The following is a 24,808-nucleotide window of genomic DNA, read 5'->3' as shown; positions in this document are numbered from 1 at the left end:
GGCGGTAGCCACGATACCGACGTCAAGGTTCCAGACACTGGTTCTACCGTCGCTCTTCTCGGATTCGGCCTTCTCGGTCTCGTTGGAATCGCTCGTCGCTTCCGCAAGTAGTCGGCTTCTGAGCTAACACTTGAAACTTTCGCCGCACGGCTTTGGCCGTGCGGCTTTTTTGTGAAGCGATTTTGACGTCGGTGCTTTGCTGAACTCTAGATCGGTTCTGTTTGATCTTGTCTCAATACATTGCCAAGGAGGACGTTATACGAAAGAACATGCCAGAAGCAGAGAAATGCATCGTGATACCTCATGGGTTTGAGGTGAATTACACCGTAGGTTTTGTAAAAGGCCTTCTGGCAAACGATATCCGCCCCCTTGTGGTGTCTTGCGACGACACACACGATGCCCTGATTGGACTGGGAGCGAGCTGCGTGAATCTCAGGGGAAGCAACGACGAAGACAGGCGCTCGGTCGAAAAGATGGCCAACTTGCTCTTATACTACTACCGTTTGAGTCTTCTCGTCCTGCGGTTTCGGCCAAATGCTATTCATTTCACAGGTATCTTTAGGAATGAATTTGTTCTCTTCGAGGCATTCTACCTTGGCATGCTGTTCAAGCTTTCGGGAGCTCGCTTTGTCTACACGGTCCACAATACGCTCCCTCATAGCAAAACCGACAGTCGACTGTTTCGCTGGGTGTACCGATGTGTCTACCGGTTTCCGGATTTCCTCCTCGCCAACACTCAGCGCTCTGGAAGCGAGTTGATTGATTGTTTTGATGTCCCTTCGAGGAGGGTGAAGCGCTTTTCACTCGGTCTGAATGAAGTCGTTCCGGTGAAAGGGATTTCGCGAGAAGAAGCTCGTGCCAAAATTGGTCTCTCCGTGACCAATAGGGTCGTCTTGTTTTTCGGCAAGATTGATGAGTACAAGGGATTGGATCTCTTGCTAAAAGCAGCGAAAGATATCCCTTTGGAGAATTTGAAGCTGGTTGTTGCTGGGACGTATCGAAGTTCCAGTTACAAAGAGAGAGTGCAAGAGCTCTTCAAAAGTCCCGATCTAGAGGGAAAGCTGGTGTTGAGAGAAGAGTTCATCCCTAACGAGGAGATCGAGATCTATTTCAAAGCGAGCGACGTTCTGTGCCTTCCCTACCGTAACATATATCAGAGTGGACTGGTGTTTCTATCGCCTGTCTTTGGGGTACCAATAGTCGCGTCAGATGTTGGTTCGATGGCAGAGTACGTAACGCCAGAAGTTGGAATTCTCTTCGAACGAGAAAACGTTGCTGATCTCACTAGGGCCTTGAAATCGTATTTTGCCAATTCGGCTCGATTCAAACCGGATGAAATTCGCGAGCTCGGGAAGAGATTCGATTGGGGCAACGTTTGTGGCCGAATCACCGATCTTTATTCGATCGGTGATCCCGTTATTTGAGCTTTTATTTGTTCTATTGATTTCGACCGTGTCCTGATGCCATGTCAGCAACACGATTCCGCATAGAGCGCCAGGCTTCTAAACATTTCCGAACCGCCCCAGCGATGCATGGGAACATTGTCCCAACCGACCAGCAACTTGCGGCTTCGGAAAGCGCCTGATTTCTGAACCCAGTTTGACGTGATCTCTTTGACTGTGTGATCGACGGCGGCATCGAGTTTGGAGTTTGTTCCCCTCAATAAGACTCCCAGATTGATGCACTCGGCGCAGTCGTAGAGTTCGCGCTTGTAAACCGTCATGCGAGGAGCGATGGCAAACGGTTTTGGTAGGCCATCTTCGTCGAAAAGGTGCTCAAGGTAGTAGTCGATTCCCTTTTCGAGGGCACGTTCGATCGCGGGGTTGGGAGCGAAGGTGTTCACCTTGATAAGCCCTTTCATGACGAAGCAGGTATGAAAGTGGTCGACGAAGTCTCTGGATCCGTCGGTGGCATAGGGCCAGGAACCGTCCGGCTTTTGCGATTCGAGCACGAAGCGTATGTTTCGATCCGCGGTTTCCTTGTATGCGTCTTCGCCCGTCAGTTTCCAGCCAGCATAGAGGAGGGCGGCTCGGTAGGAGCTTGCATTTACCACATGAGTACGGCCGTAGGGCATGTAAGTGCAAGTGGCCGATTCATCTCCGGTGGGCACGTCTTGGTAGTCCACGAGCGCGTGCTTCGCCACGGAGAGCATGATTTCGTGCCACTTGTCATTTCCGTCAATTCGGTGAAGGTCTCGAAAGGCTTCGAAACAGTAGGGCGTCGTGGTTATCAGAGGAGTGCCCGCCTCGATCGTAGAGTGAACGGTTTGCCAATTGAATGGATACCCCCAGCAGAACTCGGAGTACTTAGGGCAACGAGTGTCCTCGAGAACTTGGAGGAAGTGCTTTGACCGTTCAAGGTGGCTCTCGTTTTGCGTCAGTCGGTAGAGGGCAGCGAATCCCATGGCGAAGTGGGCGTCGGATATGGGTAGCCTCTGTTTGGGGAAATACAATCGGCGCGTCCATGGGAAGAACGCCTCACAAGCCACCATGGGAGCGACGGCGAGCGTACCGATCTTAGGGCTCTTGTAGTATAGGTTTTTTGCCGATCGCCCAACTTTGCTGGCGAAAAAATCTTGGTGGTCCTGTGACTTTTCGCCGAATCGGGAAAGCCAGGTTGAGTAGTTTTCGAGGACGGATAGGATCTGTTGTTTCAAGGCGCTGCGGTTCGAGTGAACTTAAGAGTTAGTGAGGAAATTGGCTGTATCCAGAAAACCGGAGAACATCCTCTCGATGGATCCGTTCTTCTCGATCTCCTCTTTCGCGTTTTTGGAGAATTTTTCTCTGAGGGCATCGTCTGTTAGTAGGAGCATCAGCTTTTCCTTCAACGAAGCTGTGTCGTTTTCGGCAACCATGTAGCCATTGATGCCATCTTTGAGGTATTGAATCTCTGGGGGCTGGAAGCAATTCTCCGTTAGCACAGGAAGTCCCCAATGAAAGGCCTCGTTGAGACCGAGACCGACCTCGCCGGGAATGCAGAAAAGGTCGGCTGCTTTGAACAGTTTGCTTACTTTCTCGTTTTTGGGATCGAAGACCTGGCCGAGATAGAGAATGTTTTCCTTCGAGATCATCGAGGGAATATCGTAGTCCATGGAGTCACCGACGATGACGCATCCAAGGTCTGGATCATCGATGCTATTGAATATTTCGATAAGGTGCTCAACTCGCTTGATGCGTCGCATTCTTCCCACAAAAAGAACATACTTCTTGTAGAGTATATTGAACTCCTGCTTTATCTCTTCCTTTGTTTCACTGATCTTGGGGAAGGCTGTCAGGTTGATGGTATTATTCGCTACGAAAAGTTTCGAATGATGCTTTTTCTTGATGTCTCCGATCTCATTTTCCGAGTAGAGCAGGATGGCATCGCTAAGCGAGTGCACGAGATGAAATGGCTTGTCGCGAATCCAACGGTGTTTCACTTCGAGATTAACACCCTTGTTCCAGTAGACGAACTTAATGCCCTTCGCCTTCAACCAGAGCATGAGAGGCCAGATGATCAGGTTTTTGAGATGCAGGAAAAGGAAGACAACATCGGGCTTTATCTTTTGGATCTCTTCCTTGTACCGCTTGAAATTGAAATCGATTTCCTGGTAGTCGAAGTCGATAGGGTAGGGATTGTTCTTCTGTGATTCGTCCGCTCTGACGAAAAGCTCGTACCCCTCTTCGCGGAAGCGTTGATGGAAATAGTTGTAGTTGGAAACTCGGTAGTGGAATACCTTGTTTGAGATGAGGAGAACTCGTTTCATAGTGTTAGGCTTATGGCTGTGGGATAGGCATGCTTTTGCTTTGTGTTAGTCGCCGAGAAGTCCTTCACTAAGAATGGTTTTGGCGAGGCCTTGGCCAACAAGATCGCAACCTAGAGGTGTAAAGTGACCGTGGGATTTTTCCCAGTAGAGTTTGGGGTTGCCTTCCACGTTTGAGAAAGAGCTCAAGGGTGAAAAAACTGGGTATGGGAGTTCGGTATTCGACTTTGGAAATCGAGACTGGAAAGAAGTTCTGCTTAGCCGCTCTGGGACATCGAGAACGAGAAAGTTAGCATTCCGCGTTTCGCACTCTTCATAGATTTCGTTCAAGATTGCTAAGCTAAGATCTTCTTTAGTCCAAGTGGGAGCCGTTGGGGCCGCTTTGGTCTTTTCTGCTGATTTCTTCGGACTTGATACCAGTAGTCGCTTGATGACTTTTGCAGCTTCTTCTCTGACTAGGGTGTAGACTTGGGAGTGAGCGATCAGGAACTCGTATCCTGGAATGTTCATGAGACGCTCTCTCGTTTTCATGGCGGGAAGGTACTCTTGAGAAGTCTGAACGAGCTCACCGTTGTCGATCGCAAAAAGTCCAGAGCGGATGTTGTCATCGAGGTCCGTCGGGTGCCAGCTTAGCAATACGAGATCTGGCTCGTATTTGAGGCCTTCTTCTCTCAACACGATGAGTTCCTCTCCATTGCCATGGCCTGAAGTGGCGAGGTTGATTAATTCTAAGGGCGTATCGAGTTCTGCTCGGAGATATTCGAGCATTCTTTGGCTAAACGTGTCCTCTAGGTTTACCCCATATCCCATTGCGAAGGAATCTCCTAATAGAACGATGCGTTTCGTGCTCGCTGGTTTCTCGTAGGGGATCTCGTTATACGAACGTATTCCTTTGGAGTTTGTTCTTATTTCGATATTATACTCTGCTGTTTTGTGGCGATAGGTCTTGTTTTCGCTATTTCCTCGGATTCCATAAGGCGTTGATTTGACGTAGCGAGGAAGCATGGGGACTGGAGAAAACAGTCTCAGAAATACCTCGCCGAAGAAGACTCCGTACAGAAGTAAGGCGAACGATAAAAGTATTCTTTTTGTCTTGCTCACGAGGTTATACTAAAATGCAAAATAGATGAAGTCTTGGCTGCTTCTGTTTGCTAGCGATATGATGCCCCAAAGGAGAAACAACCATATATTGACTTGAGCGAACCAGTGCCATTTGTGAGTCGGCTCCATATCTCGTTTGAAGTACTGGACTAACTGGAAGATGATAAGTGGCCAAATGTAGAAAAGCAGCGTGCCTAGGTTCTGGATCGCATCGGAAGAGATTTTAAGACTTGTGAAAATGGATTCGAGAAAAGTCAGAACCGTTTCCATGTTGCGCGCTCTAAAAATCAGCCAGCCGATACAGGTCAGTTGAAGCATGAAAAACCACTGGAAAAGCGCGGTTGATGCCTTCGTCTCTTTAATCCCGATATTCGGTGCGAATAATCGATAGGCTACAAGGATTCCCCCTTGGTATGCTCCCCAGAGTACAAAGGTCCATGATGCGCCGTGCCACAATCCCCCAAGCAGCATGGTTAGCATGAGGTTTCGGTAAGTTCCGAAGGAACCAGATCGATTTCCTCCCAGGGGAATGTATAGATAGTCTCTGAGCCACGAAGATAAGCTGATGTGCCAACGTTGCCAGAATTCCGAGGGAGATCTCGAAAAGTAAGGCAGTTTGAAGTTTAGCATGAGGTCAAAGCCCATCAGCTTGGAGGTGCCCCGAGCGATGTCGCTATATCCTGAGAAATCGCAGTAGATTTGAAAAGCGAATGCGTACACTGCGACGAGTATGCGAACACCGTCTTGCGGTGTCGTAAGGGCGGTATCAAGTTTGTCCCAAGGGCCGAATGTAGTATTCACTATGATTGCGACATTGTCCGCGATAACCACCTTTTTGTATAGTCCCCAAAGGATGAGCCAAAGTCCGCTCTTGATGTTTTCTATCGAAACGCTTCGAGGTTTCTGAAACTGGGGAAGAAGGTGCGCTCCGCGTTCAATTGGTCCGGCTACCAGTTGGGGAAAGAATGAGACATAAGTGGCTAAGTCGAGTAGGCTTCTGCAAGCCGTGAGTTTCCCTCGGTACACGTCGATCGTGTAGCTCATTGTTTGGAACGTGTAGAAGGATATTCCAACCGGAAGTATGATATTTAGAGTCAGTTCGTTAGGGGTGTACCCAAACGCGAGTTGAAGAAGCTCGGAAAGGCTGCTGGCGAAGAAATTGAAGTATTTGAAGATCCCAAGAATTACCAGGTTTGAGACGACGGATACTGTAACAAAGAGCCGTTTCCTCGCTTCAAGTGTAAGTTTATTCCCAAGTGGAACGAGGCAACTCGACACTACGACGGTTATCGACAGTCCGGCTATGAGAAACCTGTTTTCGAGAAGCGGTTCAAAAAGCAGCGTTAGGTTGAACTCGGCGAGTGATCCGAGCGCCGAAAAGTCAAGGCCGAGAAAAAGGGTGAAGGAGACAATGGAAAAGGCGCCAACTTTGATCCGGTCGCTCGCGTTGAATCGGTCGCCCTGAATTAGTCGCGCGCAGGAGTAGTCGAGCGCCGTGGAGATAGCGATGAGGGTCAAAAATCGTGGATCCCACCACCCGTAAAAAAAGTAGCTCGATATGAGCAGCAACGCGTTTTGGTAGCGAATGGATCGCTTGAGCAGCCAGTAGGCAAGCAGCACAACTGCGAAGAAGATGGGAAAGGCGAAGCTATTGAAGAGCATTGCTTGGGACTAATCGGCAACTGGCTAGAGTCAGGTAAGGCGTTTTACAACTAAATAGCTATCGGCAATGAATTCGTTTCATTGAGAGAAATCGAGTTTGGGACGTAGGGGTTGAAAATTCTATGAATTGAGATCTTAACTCTAAGTCTAAATGAAGTTTGACCATAGGGTTTGGGTAAAGTGTGCTGCCTGAGATCCGTTTACGAGTTAGCGATCTCATGGCGTTGGCTTCAATCGTGCTGACCACCGCAAAGATTGAGATCCTTTCAAGACAAAGACCTATGTGCGGCATAGCTGGCCAATTCAACTTCAAGACCAATCAACCTGTCGAACGGGAAACCATCGAACGGATGGCGGACACCATCACGCATCGCGGACCGGATGATTCGGGTATCCATGTCGATGGCGGTTTGGGGCTCGGCTTCAGGCGCTTGTCGATCATCGACCTCAGCAGCGCTGGGCACCAGCCGATGTGCGATCCAGATCAACGCGCATGGATCATTTTCAATGGAGAAATCTACAACTTTCGTGAGTTGAGGAAGGAGCTTCTCGAATTGGGGCATAGCTTCAAGGGCGGGAGCGACACGGAAGTCATTCTCCATGGTTACTTGGAATGGGGTGATTCCATTCTAAATCGGTTGAACGGGATGTTTGGACTAGCCATCTGGGATGTTTCCAAGCGTCGTTTGATCGTGGCTCGTGATCCTATGGGGATAAAGCCGGTGTACTACCATGTATCGAATGGATCTCTCCTTTTTGGGTCGGAGATTCGTCCCATACTCGCGGTTCTTCCAACGAAACCGAATGTGGATCCCGTCGCCTTTAATCTGTTTCTGAGGTATCGCTATACTCCAGCTCCCTACACGATTCACGAAGGGATTAAAAAGCTAGCGCCGGGCGAAGCTCTATATGTCGAGAATGGAAATTTGAAACGGCGTCGCTATTATGACTTTACGCCAAAACGCTTCTCGCCTCCATTGACTGACGACGAGGCTAAGGAGCGTTTGCTTCAGCTCTACAAGGACGCAATGGAGCGTCATCTTGTGAGCGATGTGCCCGTGGGACTGCTGCTAAGTGGAGGCGTGGATTCTGGCATGTTGCTTTCGCTCATGAATCTTTATGGCAAGAATTGGCCAACCTTCACGGTAGGTTATGGCAGCAGTTTCAAGGATGATGAGCTGGATGACGCCGCTGAAACGGCCAAGCTTCTTGGCTCGAATCACCACACGGTCCATATCGATCGAAAACGATTCGAGAGCGAATTGCCAAGGATCGTCAGTATTTTAGAAGAGCCCATAGCCTCTTCCTCGATCGTACCGATGTACTTTGTCAGCGAGCGCGCCCGCCAAGATGTCACCGTAGCCCTGATTGGCCAGGGACCGGACGAGCTCTTTGGTGGTTACAACCGTCACTTGGGGGTTGCTCATGGCGAGAAGTGGAGACGCCTGCCTAGCTTCGTTCGATCAGCCGCGGGAGCAGCGATTTCAGCTCTGCCCCGTCAGGAAACGCTCAAGAGAGGCATTCAGTCTCTCGACCAATCAGACAGGCTTGCCCGATACCGAGATGTATTCAGTCTAATGCCAGGCTCTCAGGTGGACGCTTTGTTCCAGGATGGCCTCGTATCGAGAGATCCCGGGCAAGTGGTTCTTGATTGTTGGTCCGAGTTGGAACCACAGATGGAGCACCTCGATGAGCTCGGAGGTTTTCAGATGCTTGAAATTCGTTCGTCGCTCCCGGACGAGTTGCTCATGTATGCAGACAAACTTTCTATGACGCATAGCTTAGAGCTTCGCGTACCCTTTCTTGACAGAGAAGTGGTAGAGTTTTCCCAGCAACTCGACGCGTCGATGAAAGTCAGAGGCCGCCAGCGAAAGTGGCTGCATAAGGAAGTTTGCGGGTCTTATCTGCCTCGCGAGATCGTGAACCGAAAGAAGCGAGGGTTTGCTGTCAACGTGGTCGACGACTGGTTCAAGTCTGAAGAACAAGGAAAGCATGCCGACTTTTTAGGGGACTCAAAATCACTGATTTTCAACTACCTAGATCATTCTGAGGTAGGAAAGTTAAGAAAAGCTCACGAGAGCGGTCGCCAAGATAACCACAAGCTTCTGTTTAGTCTGATTGTAATGGAAGAGTGGATGCGATATATGAAAATAGGTAACTAATACTGGAAGGATAATGTGATGTGTTTTCGCCTTAGTATACTGTTAATTTCGAGCTTCTGTTTGTTCTCCTCAGAGGAAATTTTAGCGGACACTGTGTTTTACAATGTAGTTTCACCTGGGAATGTAAATAGAAATGATTTCCAGGGTGAGGTTGGTGCATTTTTTTCCAACTTCTCAGGAGAGACTGTTGTTATAACGGAACTTGGTCGCTGGGTTCTTCATGGCAACAATCAAAGCCACACTCTTTCAGTATATGATCTCGAATCTGATGTTCTAATGGGGATGGTTGAGGTTGATTGTAAAGGAGTTAACGCTGGAGAGTTTGTTTGGGGGCGTCTCTCGACGCCAATCGAGGTCAGCCCTAATCAAGTCATCGCACTCATGAGTAGCGAGAGAAGCGGAGGGGACCAGTGGGTGAATGCTTATAGTAGCCCTAGGTTACCAGGAGGAGGAGAGTTTATCGGGAAAGAGGACATTGGCGCTTTCGGGAGCGCTACTCGCGTTGAAGGAGGAGAGCTTACCAGTACTGGTGGTTGGGGACTTACTCATGGTCACGTGTCGTTTAAGTACTCCTCGCCAGTTCCAGGGTGGACTAAGGAGGGGAATGTGTATACAACCAATGGGGAGTATTTCCAAATCCGTTCAGCGATCGAGGATTCTAGTTCAGGCGATATTATTGGCATTCCCGAAGGTCGATTCTTTTGGGATCGCGGTATCTCGATCAACAGACCGGTCACTCTTCAGGGGGCTGGAATTGGAGAGACGATCATTGATATTGGCAAGGACGCAACGCCGGGGTGGACCACGACTTTGATTTCTCTCACGGATGGAGCTACCCTGAAGGGGATTAGTTTTTACGATTCACCAGAAGCCAAAAATAATCTGTTTTCGACAGGGGCGGCTAAGGATTGGCGGGTGACGGAGGTTGAGTATGTACAACAAGGAGGACAAGGGGGCTATTTCGGATTTATCCAATATTCAGAGCGTGGACTAATTGATAACTGTGTAATTACGGGTGACGCGGGGAACGCTGAATTAGTGTTTGTCAGAGGACCTACGAATGCTTGGGATGTTCCGAATACTCTCGGGTCTTCGAATAATGTTTTTATCGAGAACTGTACTTGGAATGGATCGGGCTATGTCTGCGACGCGAATTCTGCCGCTCGAGTTGTCGTTCGATACAACACCATCAATGGTGGCATTAAAGTCGATGGTCATGGCGTTTGGTCGAATGGGGGTCCACAGCTCGGCGTGCGGCATATGGAGGTGTATGGCAATCGTTGGACTAAAACAGATGGAGCCTGGCCAGCCATCGAAATGAGAGGAGGAACGGGCATGGTTTTCGATAATGCTGCAGATGCTGAAAATGCCTCCAATATGGCTTGGTTTTATTTAACCGAATATGGGGTATTTAATAATAACGGAGCGTTTTATCCCAATTTTCAGACTCCAGCTGACTATCCGATTCGTGATCAGATTGGTAGGGGTATGTATCAAACTCCAGGGGATTGGCGTACTGCGGTAGGCCAACCGATGTACGTCTGGAACAATTTGAAGGGAGGGTCAGCGTGGCCTCTTAGCTACAAAGTAATTAAAGAAGAAGCTCTTAATCATTACAGGTCCCAGACTGGAGACGAGAATGCGAGCTTTGGCTGGGAAGATGTTGTACGCTCGGATCGTGATTATTTCAGGCAGGTCCACGGGGGGGGCTTTGATGGGTCAAGTGGAGTAGGTGTTGGAACTTTCTCAGAGATGAGGGCAATAGTGCCGACAAAGGTTGGAGTCGGCTTTTGGGTGACAGATAAGGGAGAGTGGAATGAGACAAATGGTGAAATGCCTGATGGTGAGTTGTATCGCTGGAATGGAAGTAGCTGGGCATTGCATTACGTGCCATATTTGTATCCGCATCCTGGTTTCGGACCTCGAGTGCCTAGCGATCCCAGCAACTTGAGGTTTAAATAGCATCGATCAGGCTTAATAGGCACCTTTTTTTTGGGGGGGCGATTATTTTACTTAAATAATATGGATAATGTAAAGCTTGGTGGCTCGGGGGAGGTTCTTCAGGGAGTTGGGTATAAAATCGAGATTAAACGATGGATTGGTGGGTTTGCGAATAATATAATTCAATTGTCTAATGCGGTCAATGTAGCTAAGGGAACAGCTTCACTGCTGGTGTTTCCTGAGCATTCTATATTCCGTTCGCGTGAATTGGATTTTCGGAGCTCTGAGAATGTTAACTGCGACAATAATCTGTTAGGCGATTTTTTTCTGAAGGAAGAGTGCTTTCAGTTTGCTTTAGACTTAGACTCCGAAAGAAGAGAAATCTTGTTAGATTATATACGTCCTTTGATCTTTACTGCAGAGCAACTGGAGCAAGTGAAAACTCCAGATTTGGCCTATGATTTGGTTATTCACGTACGAAGCGGTGATGTTTTCAGGGATGATTGGAAAAGCGAAGATGCGATCACTTCGGGAGTTCCAGGCTACGTACAACCGCCCTTAGCGTACTATGAGCGGATCCTTGATGGGGGAGATTACAAGAGTGTATTGCTAGTCACTCAGCCGGACATGAAGAATCCAGTTATCTCTGAACTACTCAAAAGGGATAATGTCTCTTTGAAGAAACATGGGGGGCGCATCGAAGATATTATAACATTTATGAGGGCTAAGGAACTAGTGATTGGCCATTCAACATTCAGTTGGTGCTCCGCTCTGATGTCGAGTTGTTTGAAGAGACTTCATCAACCTTGCTATTTCAAGATGAAAGGCGTGGATGGCATAGAGATTTTGAGCTACAGCTTTCCTGGTTACATCGAAAGGGGAGATTGGAATGCTAGCCCGCGGAATATGAAAAAGATGTTGGGCTATGGTGTGGACAACGTTCAAGTCCGATCCGATGAGGTAGTGCAAAAGGAGGAAGGTTCAGGCTCTGAATGTGGAGCTGTAAACTATGTTTACAAATACACCCCTCCACTCATTGTACGACTGCGCAAGGTTTTTAGGCTTCGGTCGAGGTTGAAGGTCTTGTTGCGCTGATTGTTACAAAGGGGCTGTGTTGTTGGCTGCATGGATTCTACTTCAGGCGGAAGCGTTGGGTACGCAATTTGCTAACTCCGTTTTTGTGCTGCCTACATTTTACATACACGATCAAACGCCCAAGTCTGTCTGGACATCAAAAAAAGAGGCCTGTGAGTTAGCGGTATGGGCATCTTGAGAGTCTATCTTGCGGTTTGTGTGGTTGCTGCCCATTCGGAGAAGGTGCTTCCTTGGGCTATGCACTCAGGCCGAGAGGCTGTTCAGATATTCTTTATCGTGTCTGGATTCTATATGCAGTTTGTCCTCGCTAGCGGAAAATATGGAAGCGTGCTTTCTTTTTATCGCAGTCGAATCCTGAGAATCTATGTACCTTACTTTCTTGTTTTGCTATGTGTGGTCGGGATGTCTTTTTGCTGGTGGGGCTTGGGCTTTGGCGGGTGGCTCACGCTCTCGCAGACGGTCGATTTGAGGGAGGGGGTTAGTTTTTCCAGCGCATTTGCGGCTTTCACTAATTTTTCTCTGATTTTCCAGGACTGGGTCATGTTCCTGGAATCTTCGCCAGAAGGTATGTTGCAGTTTTCCCAGAACTTTCAGAATAGCGAAAAACCACTTTGGTTATACCTCTGGATTCCGCAGGCGTGGTCTGTGGGGGTTGAGCTTGCTTTTTATGCTTTGGCTCCTGTTCTCGTTTCTAAACTATCTTGGAAGAGGGTCGCCTTGGTGGCTTTGGCCTCCTTGGTTTTGCGTGTTTGGTTCTACAGTATGACAGGGCTCACTAACGACCCATGGTCATACAGGTTCTTTCCTTTTGAGCTTTCTAATTTTTTGTTGGGGATGCTGGGGTGCCGTCTGATGTTGTCTAATCCTCTGTATTTCAGGAAGCTGAGAAAACGGTCCGCTGCTTTTTGCAACTATTTGGGGTGGTGCACGATTCCCTACTTTGGGGCTTGTTTGTTGCTGTTCTTGTTTGGACACACCCACCTCTCGTCTATTTTGCATCGCTCTTCAGTTGAGCATTTCGATCTCCTCGCTTGGGGGGCTGGGCAGTTGCTGATGGCATTGTGGGTTATAATCATACCGATTCTATTTACCCTGTCTCGTGATCTCAAGTGGGATAGGAATCTAGGTGAGTTGTCCTATCCTGTCTATTTGCTGCACTTCACCATTGCTTTGATTGTAGGGGCTTATTGCTCGCGTTTTAATGTGCCCATGCTGCAAGGTGAGTTTACGACTTTAACCGTGTTGGTTTTATCGTATCTACTGCAGCGGGTTTTCTTGCAGCCTTTTGAGACTTGGCGTCAGAGAGTTGCTGGGGGTTATTCCTGACCTGTCACTTGTCGTGATGAACCCGAAAGGCGCTAGCCAATCCTTATGCCAACGCCTGTTTGTTGGTCACTGTGCTGCCTTTTTCTGAATTCGTGCAATGATCTTTCTGCCAAGCTTAATGCCATTTGCTTCTATGGTCCTGTAGCTAATGTAAGAAATCGTTGCTGATAGCGCAAAAGCGGCTGAGAAAAATGCAATGAACCCTATATTCTTGTTTAGGTGAAATCCATCTGGAACGAAGGTTTTTAGCAAATCGATTACTAGGAAATGGCTTAGGTACAGGCTGAAGCTTAGTTTTCCAATTGAGACTGTGAGTTTATTTACAATAAGGGGGAGCGGGTGAGCGTAGAGGGATATTATTAGTAGGCTAAAGCATATGCTGGAGTAGATGTGCTCGGGCATTTTGAGAGGAGGAGGAGAGCCCATGTAGGTCATAAAAAGGAGGAGGAGCGAAAGGGATGAGAAGAGCAATGATGTGTCTGAGTTTTTCCTCAAAGCCTCCGATTTTATTAAATGGTAGATGAGGATGCCGAGAATGAAAACGGGAAGTTGATTGAAGAACATTAAGTATGCAAAATCCTTCACGAGGTATTGCTCGTTTTGAGGAAAGAAGGGCAGGAGGTGATTGATGAGGATGGTGTGTACTATGATTGATAGTATCACGGATCCGATAAAGGCAGCTACAGCGGTATGCGTTGATTTGATCGTCTTAAACAGGAATGGGATTATTGCGTAGAATGTCATCTCTACTGCAATGGACCAGCCTCCTGGGACTACAGATGTTATGGTCTCTGGGTGCCATCCGTGGATAAAGAAGACAGTGCTTGCTATATGCCACCAAGATATTCCGTTGGGGGCGAAATAGCTGGCTGATGTGCCGTTGTGGATGAGGTAGACAATCAGTGCCAGATAGAATGCTGGCGCTATTCGGAAGAAACGTCTGATAAAAAAGAACGTGATTGGGTGGCTCTCGTTTCCCTTTCTGGACGCCATTGAAAGGAAAAGTGTCAAGGCACTGGTCAAGAAGAAGAGTTGTACTCCTAAATGCCCGAAGTTTGTGATTCGAATCAATGCGCTCGATGATGGGGTTGCTGTTTGAGCCACATGTATCATAAATACGGCAAGGATCGCTATGCCTCTTAGGGCGTCGATGTATTCGTACTTTTTAAGTTTTTTCTCACTCATTTCGCATGAACCGATCACACTTTTTATCTGCTAGAAATAACGAGGCCTCTCGGGTTGGATTCTGGTGTCAAGAGGTATTCGGTAAAGGGAGGTTGTCCAGATTGGATTCGAGGATCTTGGTTTTGTTCGCTGTAAAAACCACTTTGGTCTCAAGGGGGGGCATCGCCTTCTATGTCAATCTATCATTTTAAGTGACTATAAGTTAAAGATATGAAAACGAGTCACAGTCATCCCATGGACTGTAGTTGAAAGCAGGATAAAAAGAAGGTGGCTGGCCGCCGATTCCACCAAGAATTGGCGAGTGAATAAAAGAAAAAGACCAGCCAGAACGAGGCTCTGCGTACTCGCCCAGCTTTGCAAGTTCATACCTTCCCACGCGACCGCGAAGATCGCACGGGAACTCGAGCAGGAGAAATACGCTCGGACGTTCTCGGCGTGGAGTCATGTCGTCAGTCTGCTCTTCGCCCAGCTTTGTCACAGCATCTCGCTTGCGGACGTCTGAGACGCGACCGCGCTTCGCGCATCGCGCCTGGGCATGCTTCGCGGGGCGAGCGCACCTGTGCGCAACACCCGACGCTCATGCAGGAGCTTTTCTGGTAGACCCTCAACCACCTGCGCAGCCTCTCTCGCCTCGGCATTGCCGTGAACGACGACTTCGATGTCCGCCTCGTAGGTAAGCGTGGCGCTTCGCGACACGCTTACGTTTTTTGAAAATCGCTAAATCTAGTAAGCGGGTTTTCTCTCGTATGGCGTTTTGAATTCATATGAACAGTAGGAATCGGTCCTCACAATGGAAAGTTTCATGTCTCCAGTTAGCTGCCTTTGCTTGCTGGTACCTGTATGCTAATTGCTGTTAAAAGGAAGAGAAACCACATGTGGTGATCGCCTCGGAGAAATGTGGATTCAGTTATGTTGATGTATACGATCGCTAAAAAGATGATTATCAAAAGTCTTCCGAGTGTGAAATCTTCGTGGATAAACAGGGATAGTCTTTTGCTTGTTTTGTTGATTATTGATACAAGAAAGATTACCCCTATGATGCCTGTGTGAAGGTAGGTGTCTATGTAGCCACTGTGGGATTGGGTTAATACCCAAGTCATTGAAGCGTTCCAAGGAATGTTCGCGATTTTACCTATCCAAAACCCACCAAAACCGGTCCCCAGTAGGGGGCTGTCAGCTGCTATTCGGTAGACATCACTCCAAATGTACGTCCGATCCGTTAATGTTATATCACGGCCGAGTTTGGTGATGAGCCAGCCGAGTGGAGAGTCTTCCGAGAAGATGTAGATGCTGTGTAGTATCATGAAGCCCAAAAGAAAAAAAGTCCCAGTCATCACTAGTTTGATGAATCCGTAGTAATTTTGGCTTTTGTTTCGGATTCTGTGGAGTTGATAAAATATGAAGACTGACAAGGCAAAGATCGAAACAGATGTCATACTGACTGAGTTGTCCGATCCCTTCAGTAAATAGAGCGATAAGAGTAGATAGACGAAGTTTATGCTTTTGAACTTGTGGGTTTTCCAGTTTTTAGAAACTTCCCAAAGAAAGTATATTGCCGCTATGACAACGACTTGCCCTAGCGTGTTTTTGCTTGTAGATAATCCATTCCAGGCGTAAGCGGTGCCGCTCCAGTCAAATGAAACACCAAGATGCCTGAAGTACCGTATGAAGAGTATGGAAAGTGGTACGTGGATCAGGGCGGTCCAGCGTATTACGGTTGTTAGAGCAATAAGGGGATTGCGATCTGTGAGGATTATTAGAGCCATCGCGAATGAGCCCAGGAGTTTTATGTATCTCTTGAAAGAGACGCTCATGTAGTCTGACCAGGTTATGCTAAGAAATAGGAAGACTAGGAAAGCAATAAGTAGCTTGTTTCTGGAAAACAGTTGGGACCAGTTTAGGTTTCTCTGGTAGAGGACTATGAAGCCAATAAGGGTGAGAGTTGCGTAGAAAAGACGGTCTGCAGGACTTCCTTCTGCAGCACCTCCTGCAGATAAAATCGGTATGTTCCAAATGGAGAACCAAACACCGACTGGTCGGCTGGACGTTACCAAATACCATAGGAACGGCCATATAATGGCTAAACTAGCTCTTTCAGCTCTTTGTTTTTCACGAGAAATTGCGAATACTATAAACGCAACTGTTAGTAAAAGTGCTAGAGTTGGAGGCATGGACTTTGGGGCCCTACTTTTGTGTTGATTTGTTTACGGCTACCTCCTGATAAAACGCAAGGTGTCTTGCTGCTAGAGCTTCCAAGCTAAAGTACTCTAGTACGTATTTGCGGCCCTTTTGTCCCATGGCTGTCCTATGGTTATCGGACCTAAGAAGGACTGCTAGTTTTTGGGTCATGCCTTTGATGTCTCCTGTTTTCACTAAGAAACCTGTTTCTTCGTCCTTTATTCCGTCTGGGACTCCCCCAGTCGCGTATGCAACTACGGGTTTTTCCATCGATTGGGCCTCCACGATTATGCGGCCCAATCCCTCGTGATGGTAAGATGGAAAAGCGACCAAGGAGGATCTTTGGTATTGCTGCTTCAGCTGATGCACATCTAGGTCGCCAAGGAATTCTACATTTTGAAGAATGCCGTATTGTTCCGCTTTTTGGCGCAGCTTTTTGTTGAAAACTTCATCAGTCGCTCTTCCGGCGAAGGCGATTCGGGCTTTAGGAAAGTCCTGGTGGAGTTTGGAAAGGACTTCGATTAGATCTTCCTGTCCTTTTTCCGGCACGACGCGGGCGGGCAAGAGGATGACTTGTTCGTTCTTCTGTGCTTCAAGGTCTATTTCGATTGGGGTGAAGAATTCTGTGTCGATCCCGTCGGAAAGATTGTGAAACTGGCCCTTCAGGTATTTTGGAACTTGCAGGGAGTTGACTCCGCTTGTCGCATCAGCTAACATGGCGTGTTTTCTGATCGCGAGATGAAGGAAGCGGTCGTTGGAGTAGTGGTTTTGTACGGCTATGGGGACTTTCACTTTTCGAGCTGCAAGAATGACTTCTTCGGCGTCTGAGCCTCCGAAAAAGTGCATCATACAAAGGTCGATTTTGTGGTTTCTAAAAATCTCTTTTGCGGCAACCCCTGCACCGATCACTTGGCCGGCTTCTTTTTTGAGCGCGTAGTTCGCTATTTTACGTTTAGTGAAGGCATTCCAAACTAGCGGGTTATAGAGTACGTGGTTTCTAAATTGCTCCTTTGCCCTCGATTGAGTTCGCTCCTGCTTGGGTCCCTTGTCGTCTGAATGTCTTGGAAGTCCTATGGTGATGACTTTTCCGAGGCCGACTTGCTTTTCGCTTATTTCCTTCTCCCCCGTCTCTGAGAATTGAATTCGGAATATGGTGAATGGATTCTTCGCAAGAAGAGCAGTGTCCAGATCCTCAAGGTAGCGTTCGGTTCCTCCTCCAGAGTTAAAGCAGTGAGCGAATCTTAGTATTTTCATTTTGCCGATTGGGGTGCTGCTCAAAGTCGCGGCTAGTTGTCAAGTTTTGCTGCATCCTCTAGGGCTTCGAGTAGTTTCGGAGCGGTAGCCTCTAGGGTGCTTTCTTGGTCAACATTGATTCGCGCGTTTTTGGTGATCCGCTCGCGGAGTTCGGTTGACTCTGTAAGCTTGATTAAGCTTTGGGCGAAGGCCGCCATATCTAGATAAGGAGCTGTTAACCCAGCGTCCCTGTGGGTTAGTTCTGGGATGCCTCCCGAGTTTTCGAAGCAGACGATGGGGATCTGCATGGCTGCCACTTCCAAGCAGGCGAGTGGATAGGGGTCATCTCGTGAGAGCAGTGCGAAACTGTCTAGGGCTGCGTAGAGCGAGAAGGGATCTTTTACTTCTCCTGGATTGTGGAAATGGCTTGAGAAACCGGCAGTTTTGAGGTCGTAGCTGAGCGTGTATTCATCGTGGTCGGACCAATTCGAGCCGAGCCAGAGGAAATGGAAGCTTATGTCGGGGCGTAGCTTTCGAAGTTCAATTAGTAGCTGAGGAATTAGATCTTTTCCTTTGCGCCAGTACTCAGAACCGCAACCTCCGATCAAGATGACTTCATCTGATATGCCCAGTTCATTGCGGGCTTTTTGCCTCTTTTCCGGCGTGGGAATTTCTGGGAGCTCCCTTATGTGTTCGTAAACGACTGAAACTTGTTCGCTGGGAATGCCTTTTTCTTCTACGATGTAGTCGCGTACGGCATGTGAGGCAGCTACGTAATACGAGGATGCTTTTTTCGTTTCGTTCCAGTTTTTCTCACCCGCTTGCGTTATCCAATAGGAGAGTTCGTGTACATGGGTGAGAACGGGGATTCCGTATTTGGCAAGTTCGGTCAGAAGCTCTCCGTTGGTCGACGTGTTGGAGTAGATAACGTCGATATTCTTGCCTTGTAGGAATGAATGGACCGCTCGATACTGTGACGTCAGGCTCTGCGGTAGAGCCTTAGCGATTTTTCTACCGATTCTGTTGTTGAAGATGCTATTGGTTCTGAGAACGAGGCAGGGGCCGAGTTCTCGAAACTCAGACTCGAGCGGTCCCGTGCTTTTAAGAATCGTGGAGATCTTGTAATCGGTGTTCTCGACGACCCAACGCATGAATGCAAGGAGCCCGATTGGGGCTCCAGTGCGAGCAGCCGAGTGAGATATGAATAATATACGCCGGCTCATGGTGTATTCGCGTTTGGTGTTTCTGTTTCTGAAATCGCTTCTTTCAATGCGTCGAGATACGCAGTGCCATATTTCCGATCGGGCTCCATGTAGTTTCCTTCCGCCCATTCATTCCACGATTTGATAAAAACGATGCGTTCTTCTTCGGGAATTTGTGAAACTGATTTTAATATATCTACCGCGTGAGACTTGAATCTTTCTGGTGTGGAATTGTGTAGTACAATTCCCTTCCTTCCAGCTCGTGCTGTATTGTCCCAGCCGGGGACGATCGATGGATATTGCCCCTTTTTCGCTGGTCCTTCTGCCTTTAAAAAGAGAAGGGCATCTTCGTAATAATGGATACCTCCGGGGCGGCGAAGAAGTCTTTGTAAGGTTCTAAGCGCGGTCAATCTGGTGATGCATTTAAGAGTATCGAGATAGCCAAACACTTTATTGGAGAGGCTAGATTGGGAATTTGCGTTTTTTAAGCGCCTCCCTACGATGTCGCCGAAACGTCGTTTCATTAGCTTTAGTTCGTTCGTGACGACAGCTGCATCATAGCCATTTTCTGAATACGGGTATTCGAGCTCGTCATCGAACAAGTGAGCTACGAAATGAATACCGTTCAGTCCGTTTTCTTTGGCTAAGCGCTGCCACTGATCGATAAAGTCTTTGCAGTTGGGAATCTCTGCGGGCCTAAAAATGACAAACATCGGTTTCTTGTGAACACAGATATAGCGTTGATCCTTTAGTGCGGGCAGCACGTCGTAGAAGTGCTTCTCGTGATCTTCGGGCCCCGGGTAGGTCTGTTCGATGAGGGTTCTTCGTTCAGCACCGATCCAATGGCTGCTCCAGGTGTGATTTGCCCAACCGAGGCAAAAGGGGAAATCTGGTTCTCCTGATTTGACAATTTCTTCGACGGGTCGCTCAAGGAGCTTCTTACCATCAAACCAATAGTGCCAGTAGCAAAATCCTTCGATACCGGCATTTCGAGCAAGCTCGGCTTGAGCAGCACGGACTTCAGGAACGCGAAGGTCATAGAAACCTAGATCGGCCGGCAGTCTTGGCTGGTAGTGATTGGTGAAGAGTGGCTTTGCTTTGGTGACATTTGTCCACTCGGTAAACCCTTTCTCCCACCATTCGTCGTTTTCTTTTGTTGGATGGTACTGGGGTAAGTGAATCGCTATAAGCTTTGCTTTAGGCATTGTTCTCGTTTGGCGTTAGCTTTTTCAGCCCTAGCAGATCGTATTTGTAAGGCTCTTTGTGAATTTTTAGATAGTGAGAGATAATAGCGATATCGACACGATAACTCATTTCCCAAGCTTTGATGCCCTCTTCGATCCGTGGTTGTTTGGAGGAGAGCAGGCTTCTTGTGGATAGCTTGGTTTTTAACCAAGCCAATTTGAGTAAAGGGAAAGCGATGCTGCGATGTTCCCAATGGTGCAGAACGTATGCTTCGGACTTTCCCTTAGCTGCGGAGGCTTTTAACCAGCTTTGGTATTTCAAACGAGAGGAATCGGGATGGTGTATTACGAAGTTCTTAGTTTTTGAAGCGAAGCGAAACCCTGCTTGTTTCAATTGCTTGGCGAAAATCGAGTCTTCGCAATTGCCAAGTCCACCTCCCCCAAGTTCCGTGTCGAACTCGGGCACTTTTTCAAAGACTCGACGGTGGCATGCATAATTTACTCCGGCGAATTCGGAAGGATCTGTGTCGTCTAGGTATTCGGTGGATGCTAAAAACGGTCTATGGTAGCGTGTCATCCATTTGCGATTCAATTCCTCTGATATTCTGCAGCCTCCAACAGTGACGTCTGCTTCATTGGAGATGATAGGTTCAGTTATCTCAAAGAGCCAATCTCTCGGAAATCTTACATCGTCATCCGTGAAAGCCAATATGTCAGCTTTGGTCTCTTTGACTGCCAGATTTAGGGCTGCTGATTTTCCTTGAATGGGAGTATGGAGGTACTGGACCTTGAACGGGCCGATTCTGTCGGAATCGAGATTCAACGTTGGAGCGCTGGTTCCGTTCTCGATTATTAGTATACTCGTATCCAGATTCTGGACTGGTGAAACTGATTCGAGGGACTCAAGCGTTTGTTTGAGCAGATCGGGTCGGTTGTAGCTTGCTATGATGACGCAAGCTGATTGAGGAGCTCTATTTGGAATACTCATCTTCGCTGGTTATTGACAGGTTAGCGGCACCCAGGTCGTTTCGAGTAATTCCTTTGAAACCTCGGTCGTCGAAAGTGAAGAGTCGTCTAAGCCGGTGAAGAGTTCTAGCTTTCCTTTGGATAGAACTGTAGAGCTAAGGTAGCAGATTGAAGAACTTCGGCTCTGGTGGTTGGCGATAAGTGGGCGATTGCTAACCTTACAGGTACGAAGGTTGATTTTGTTTATTAAAAGTGCCCAGTAGGCATACGTTTTATCTGGATACACCTTATGCACAATGTGCAGGAGGTGGTCTTGGTCGTAGTCGATAGGATTTATGCTATTGCGAATAGAAAGGCCGTCTCCATCAATCGGTAAGCCAATCGGTTCTTCAATGATCGTTTGGAAGTGCCATGGTTTTGTTTTGTCTGCTTTGAGAAGAATATAAGGGCTAGTGGAGTAGAGCAGATAGAGCTCGTCGCCTTGCGTGAAGAAGGCCCAATTCTTTTCGATGCGCTGGATGGGTCGGTCGAGGCTGGGGTAGGCTTGCCAGGTGAGCGTTCCGGTTTCGATATCGAGGGTCGAGATTGCCACCGACGATTTTAGTTGGTCGAAGGCGATGGTCTGTTGCGCGGACGCTTTGGCTTCTGGTTCACTGAGTACCGCATGGTTGGAATAGGTTTGGCCAAGCCAACTGAAGAGCCGGAAGTCTTCAGTGCGAGAAGGTGTTTTCGAGGGCGGCATCTTTTGGTGAACCCGCCTAGCTGCTTCGATAGTTTGCTCGGAGTCGAGGGTAAGGAGAAGGGCCTCGGCGGAGACGTAGAATTTCGATGGATCACGCTTTTGCACGTGCCAGGGGGCTCGTTCCGCTCGGGCGAGCAGACGGGTCTTGCCGTCCTTTTGGATGGCACCGGGGTTGAACACTCCTGCCTGGAAGCCGAAGCTTCCTCGTCCAGCGAGCAGACGGCTCTGGGTGGAGGAGGCTATAGGCTGGCTTAGGAAGGCGAGGGCCTCATTACAGCGGTACCGTTCGGCTTGAGTTAGACTGGTGTCGGTCTTTGCGTAATGAAGTACGACTCGGGCTGAAGAAGATTGAATATAGGAGAGTCGTTGAGGTATGAGAGCGTCTTGGATCCTGAAGCCTGTTCGTTCAATCAAGTGGTTTTGGGAAGTGGCATCGAGTTTAGAGCATACGTAAGAACCGAGTCTGGCGCAGACCAATATATCATTCGCTTCGCTCAACCAAGGGAAGGAGCTAAAAAGTGTATCCAGCGGATGGGTATCGACATCGATAACTGCGAGAAAACTTCCTGACGGTTTGCTGGGTGGTGCGGATGCGGGAGAGTCTTCAAGGGGGGTGGCAAAAGACACTTGGGCCAGAGAAAACACATCGAGGAGTTCCGATTGCATACGTACTTCGTTGTCGATGCAAAGAACGTGGGGGGGCTCTTTCGAAGAGTCCCTGATTCGCTCGAGGACCCTATTGAGCGTAGGAGGAGTCTCGGGTACTTCTTTTTCCAGGGTGTAGCCGCGACCCGCAAGGAGACTCTTTATAATGTCGCTAATTCGACTCATGAGAGGATACGTGTTTTGAGTTTATTAACCACAAAGTGCACAAAGGTCCACAATGGTTACTAAATAGACTCTTTATTTGTTGTTTCATTTGTAACCTTCGCTCTGAGGATAAATGCATTTTTGTGATATAAACCATCAGTGATGAGCCATTAGCGATTCAATTGAACCAGTCGATTACCGATTACCAATCCGAGCAACGCTCGGCACCAGCTCTTCATAGATTTTCTCGTATTCAGCCACGAATCTAGGAATAGAAAACTCTCTCTCTATCCGTTGACGGCTCTTCTCGCCCATTTGCTTAAGAGTTTCGGGAGGGCTGCCGAGCATTTTTAGAAGTGCCTCTCCGAGAGCTTGAGCAGAACCTGTTTTGAAAGTTAGGCCAGTAATGCCTGATTCTATTTCTTCCGGAATCCCACCTATGTCCGAGGCGACTACAGGGGTAGAACAAGCCATAGCCTCGAGAACAGTGTAGGGCAGGTTATCGGCGAGGGAGGGCGCTACGAATATATCGGACGCTGAATAGTACTTTGCCAAGGTATCCGGAGACGCGTAGCCAATGGGGCGAACATTGGGAATATTGGGGATCATGCCTCCACCTACTGCCAACACGATAACGTCTGGGTGCTTGGGGAGTACATGCTCGGTGAGGGCTTGGGCAAGTATATGTACTCCTTTTCGTTCGTCCAGTTTCCAGCCTGCATGATGAGCGATGAAGGAGAGGACCTTGTTCCCCTTGGGTATATTGAGTTTGCCTCTGGCTTCAGGATCGTGCTTGAACTTTTCCGAATCGACTCCGTTGTGAATGCATTTTAGTCGAAGGCGTCCCAGCTCTGTTTGCGAGGCTCGTTTTTTCATCCATTCGCTTACGCATACAACGGTAGTGCGCAAGGGAAGTCGGTTGTGAATGCGACGTTTTTCAAGGCGTTCCCAAAAGTAGTTGTGCTTTATTAGGGAGTACCGCTTCGGGTTTCCGATTATCGGACATTTGAAACAAGTCCTATACGCTTCGCAATTCCAGCACTTTAATTCCGTACTGCCGATGGGACGCGGGTCATGCGGGGTAAATACGGTAGGGTAGCGTTTTGCGACCGCTTCGATGAAGGAGTAGGGCTGATCACCGTAGTAGGAGTGTAGATGTACGATGTCGGGCGCTAACTTCTCAAGCTGTTTGAGTTGTTGCTCTTGGGAAAGGCGTTCTTCGGGAAAGTAGGTAACTTCATGTCGGTCTTGCAACCCGCGTTGCAGGTCTTTTGCACAGCGGGTGGCTCCCGCGGACCAGTGTTCGTTGACGATTGCAATTTTCACTTTGGCGTTGTCGAAGTAATTCCTGTAGATGAATTGAGTTCGGTTTTAGTCCTTCTGAGGATGCACCAAGTTAGAAAATTTCTGTTCAATATAAGTGCGGCTAGGAGATTGAGGATCTCTATGGTAGTTTTAATTGAAAGTATTGTGTTTCCTCTTCGTATTAGGTGCTTTAGTAAACTTGTTCTAGGCTTGATCGAAAATGTGTAAAACCATCGGTATGCTAGTCTTGCGGTTTTTGTTTGTCTCTCTTTTGGCACGCTTGTTATATGTTTTTCGAATACGCGAATCGTGTTGTTAAGCATCGGGATTAAACGTTTTGACGCATTGTTGGCGTGGACTCTGTAGTGCAGTCCTAGTTTAGGGCTTAATACTATTGTAGAGATTTTTGAAATTTTTAGGTACATATCCCAGTCGTCAGCGCCCCATATTTCTGGCGAAAACCCTCCCGTTTTTGCTAACGTATCCCTCCTCGCTAGAGTTTGTCCTGGTGATATTATTGGGTTTTGAATGAGAAGAGATTCAAAGGAGAGGATAGAGTATGATTCCGTAGTTGTGTATTTTTTCGGTGTCTCTTCAATCGTTTCACATGTGCCTACTACCATTCCTGTATTCGGGTTTTCATCGAGGAATCTAGTTTGCCATTCCAATTTGTCTTGTGGCCAGATGTCATCGTCATCAAGTAGTGCGATGTATTCACCTTTTGCGATTGTAAGTCCTATGTTTCTTGCATGGGATTGTCCCATGTTTTTTTGCTTCTTATATATTATCAGATTTTGTCTTATGTACGGTTGGAGGACTTCTTCTGTTTTATCTGGTGATCCGTCGTTGATAACGATTATTTCGTAGTCTGTGAATGTTTGGTTGAGTACGCTGTCAATAGTTTGAGATATGAGGTTTGCATGGTTATATGCAGGGATTATTATGCTGACTTTGGGCATCTTGAAATTTTTGGC

General features: G+C 47.9%; 18 protein-coding genes. 5 read left to right on the top strand and 13 right to left on the bottom strand.

The window, feature by feature from the left end:
• The first annotated feature begins 269 nt into the window (after window positions 1–269).
• A complete protein-coding gene (locus QEH54_RS18455; RefSeq protein WP_309020183.1) occupies window positions 270–1,424 on the top strand; it encodes a glycosyltransferase family 4 protein in 1,155 nt (384 codons plus the stop codon).
• A 44-nt stretch (window positions 1,425–1,468) separates the two neighbouring features.
• Here QEH54_RS18455 and QEH54_RS18450 read toward each other — a convergent pair whose 3' ends face one another.
• Genes QEH54_RS18450 through QEH54_RS18435 form a run of 4 tightly spaced genes read right to left on the bottom strand, consistent with a single transcriptional unit; the run spans window position 1,469 to window position 6,505 of the window.
• Complete coding sequence (locus QEH54_RS18450; RefSeq protein WP_309020182.1) at window positions 1,469–2,656, bottom strand: hypothetical protein; 1,188 nt, start codon at window positions 2,654–2,656, stop codon at window positions 1,469–1,471.
• Window positions 2,657–2,677: 21 nt separating this feature from the next.
• Window positions 2,678–3,745 (bottom strand): glycosyltransferase family 4 protein, encoded by a 1,068-nt coding sequence (locus QEH54_RS18445; protein ID WP_309020181.1) that lies wholly within the window; start codon window positions 3,743–3,745, stop codon window positions 2,678–2,680.
• Between the two features lie 45 nt (window positions 3,746–3,790).
• Complete coding sequence (locus tag QEH54_RS18440) at window positions 3,791–4,843, bottom strand: SGNH/GDSL hydrolase family protein (protein ID WP_309020180.1); 1,053 nt, start codon at window positions 4,841–4,843, stop codon at window positions 3,791–3,793.
• A gap of 9 nt (window positions 4,844–4,852) precedes the next feature.
• Complete coding sequence (locus tag QEH54_RS18435; RefSeq protein WP_309020179.1) at window positions 4,853–6,505, bottom strand: MBOAT family O-acyltransferase; 1,653 nt, start codon at window positions 6,503–6,505, stop codon at window positions 4,853–4,855.
• A 218-nt stretch (window positions 6,506–6,723) separates the two neighbouring features.
• On the opposite strand from QEH54_RS18435, the gene asnB reads away from it, so the two are divergent.
• From asnB to QEH54_RS18415, 4 genes are all read left to right on the top strand, one after another.
• Window positions 6,724–8,667 carry an asparagine synthase (glutamine-hydrolyzing) gene (gene asnB, locus QEH54_RS18430; protein ID WP_309020178.1) on the top strand — a complete coding sequence of 648 codons (1,944 nt, stop codon included), beginning with the start codon at window positions 6,724–6,726 and terminating at the stop codon, window positions 8,665–8,667.
• Window positions 8,668–8,727: 60 nt separating this feature from the next.
• Complete coding sequence (locus tag QEH54_RS18425; protein ID WP_309020177.1) at window positions 8,728–10,629, top strand: glycosyl hydrolase family 28-related protein; 1,902 nt, start codon at window positions 8,728–8,730, stop codon at window positions 10,627–10,629.
• Between the two features lie 60 nt (window positions 10,630–10,689).
• Window positions 10,690–11,703: a hypothetical protein gene (locus QEH54_RS18420; protein ID WP_309020176.1), complete on the top strand. Its 1,014-nt coding sequence runs from the start codon at window positions 10,690–10,692 to the stop codon at window positions 11,701–11,703.
• Between the two features lie 165 nt (window positions 11,704–11,868).
• Window positions 11,869–13,029: an acyltransferase gene (locus QEH54_RS18415; protein WP_309020175.1), complete on the top strand. Its 1,161-nt coding sequence runs from the start codon at window positions 11,869–11,871 to the stop codon at window positions 13,027–13,029.
• 66 nt (window positions 13,030–13,095) lie between these two features.
• Here QEH54_RS18415 and QEH54_RS18410 read toward each other — a convergent pair whose 3' ends face one another.
• The 9 genes from QEH54_RS18410 to QEH54_RS18370 all read right to left on the bottom strand — a co-directional run bounded on the left by QEH54_RS18410 (window position 13,096) and on the right by QEH54_RS18370 (window position 24,793).
• Window positions 13,096–14,214 (bottom strand): acyltransferase, encoded by a 1,119-nt coding sequence (locus tag QEH54_RS18410; RefSeq protein ID WP_309020174.1) that lies wholly within the window; start codon window positions 14,212–14,214, stop codon window positions 13,096–13,098.
• Window positions 14,215–15,026: 812 nt separating this feature from the next.
• Window positions 15,027–16,385 carry an O-antigen ligase family protein gene (locus QEH54_RS18405; protein ID WP_309020173.1) on the bottom strand — a complete coding sequence of 453 codons (1,359 nt, stop codon included), beginning with the start codon at window positions 16,383–16,385 and terminating at the stop codon, window positions 15,027–15,029.
• Between the two features lie 13 nt (window positions 16,386–16,398).
• Window positions 16,399–17,646, bottom strand: coding sequence for a glycosyltransferase family 4 protein (locus tag QEH54_RS18400; protein ID WP_309020172.1), 1,248 nt, complete (start codon window positions 17,644–17,646; stop codon window positions 16,399–16,401).
• Between the two features lie 32 nt (window positions 17,647–17,678).
• Window positions 17,679–18,848: a glycosyltransferase family 4 protein gene (locus QEH54_RS18395; RefSeq protein WP_309020171.1), complete on the bottom strand. Its 1,170-nt coding sequence runs from the start codon at window positions 18,846–18,848 to the stop codon at window positions 17,679–17,681.
• The gene (locus QEH54_RS18390; protein ID WP_309020170.1) at window positions 18,845–20,032 is read right to left on the bottom strand and encodes a glycoside hydrolase family 99-like domain-containing protein; all 1,188 of its coding nucleotides are present in this window, start codon (window positions 20,030–20,032) and stop codon (window positions 18,845–18,847) included. The genes QEH54_RS18395 and QEH54_RS18390 overlap by 4 nt, the downstream gene beginning before the upstream one ends.
• A complete protein-coding gene (locus tag QEH54_RS18385; protein WP_309020169.1) occupies window positions 20,025–20,999 on the bottom strand; it encodes a glycosyltransferase family 2 protein in 975 nt (324 codons plus the stop codon). The genes QEH54_RS18390 and QEH54_RS18385 overlap by 8 nt, the downstream gene beginning before the upstream one ends.
• A 9-nt stretch (window positions 21,000–21,008) precedes the next feature.
• Entirely contained in the window at window positions 21,009–22,385 is a 1,377-nt protein-coding gene (locus QEH54_RS18380; RefSeq protein WP_309020168.1) for a hypothetical protein, read from the bottom strand.
• 339 nt (window positions 22,386–22,724) lie between these two features.
• Entirely contained in the window at window positions 22,725–23,855 is a 1,131-nt protein-coding gene (locus QEH54_RS18375; RefSeq protein ID WP_309020167.1) for a glycosyltransferase, read from the bottom strand.
• Window positions 23,852–24,793, bottom strand: a complete 942-nt coding sequence (locus tag QEH54_RS18370) for a glycosyltransferase family 2 protein (RefSeq protein WP_309020166.1) — start codon at window positions 24,791–24,793, stop codon at window positions 23,852–23,854. Before QEH54_RS18370 ends, QEH54_RS18375 begins: the two co-directional genes overlap by 4 nt.
• Window positions 24,794–24,808 lie beyond the last annotated feature (15 nt).

The organism is Pelagicoccus sp. SDUM812003 (assembly GCF_031127815.1).
Classification (GTDB): Bacteria; Verrucomicrobiota; Verrucomicrobiia; order Opitutales; family Opitutaceae; genus Pelagicoccus.
The sequence above is the reverse complement of the archived record's forward strand: the minus strand, read 5'-3'. Positions and strand labels throughout refer to the sequence as shown.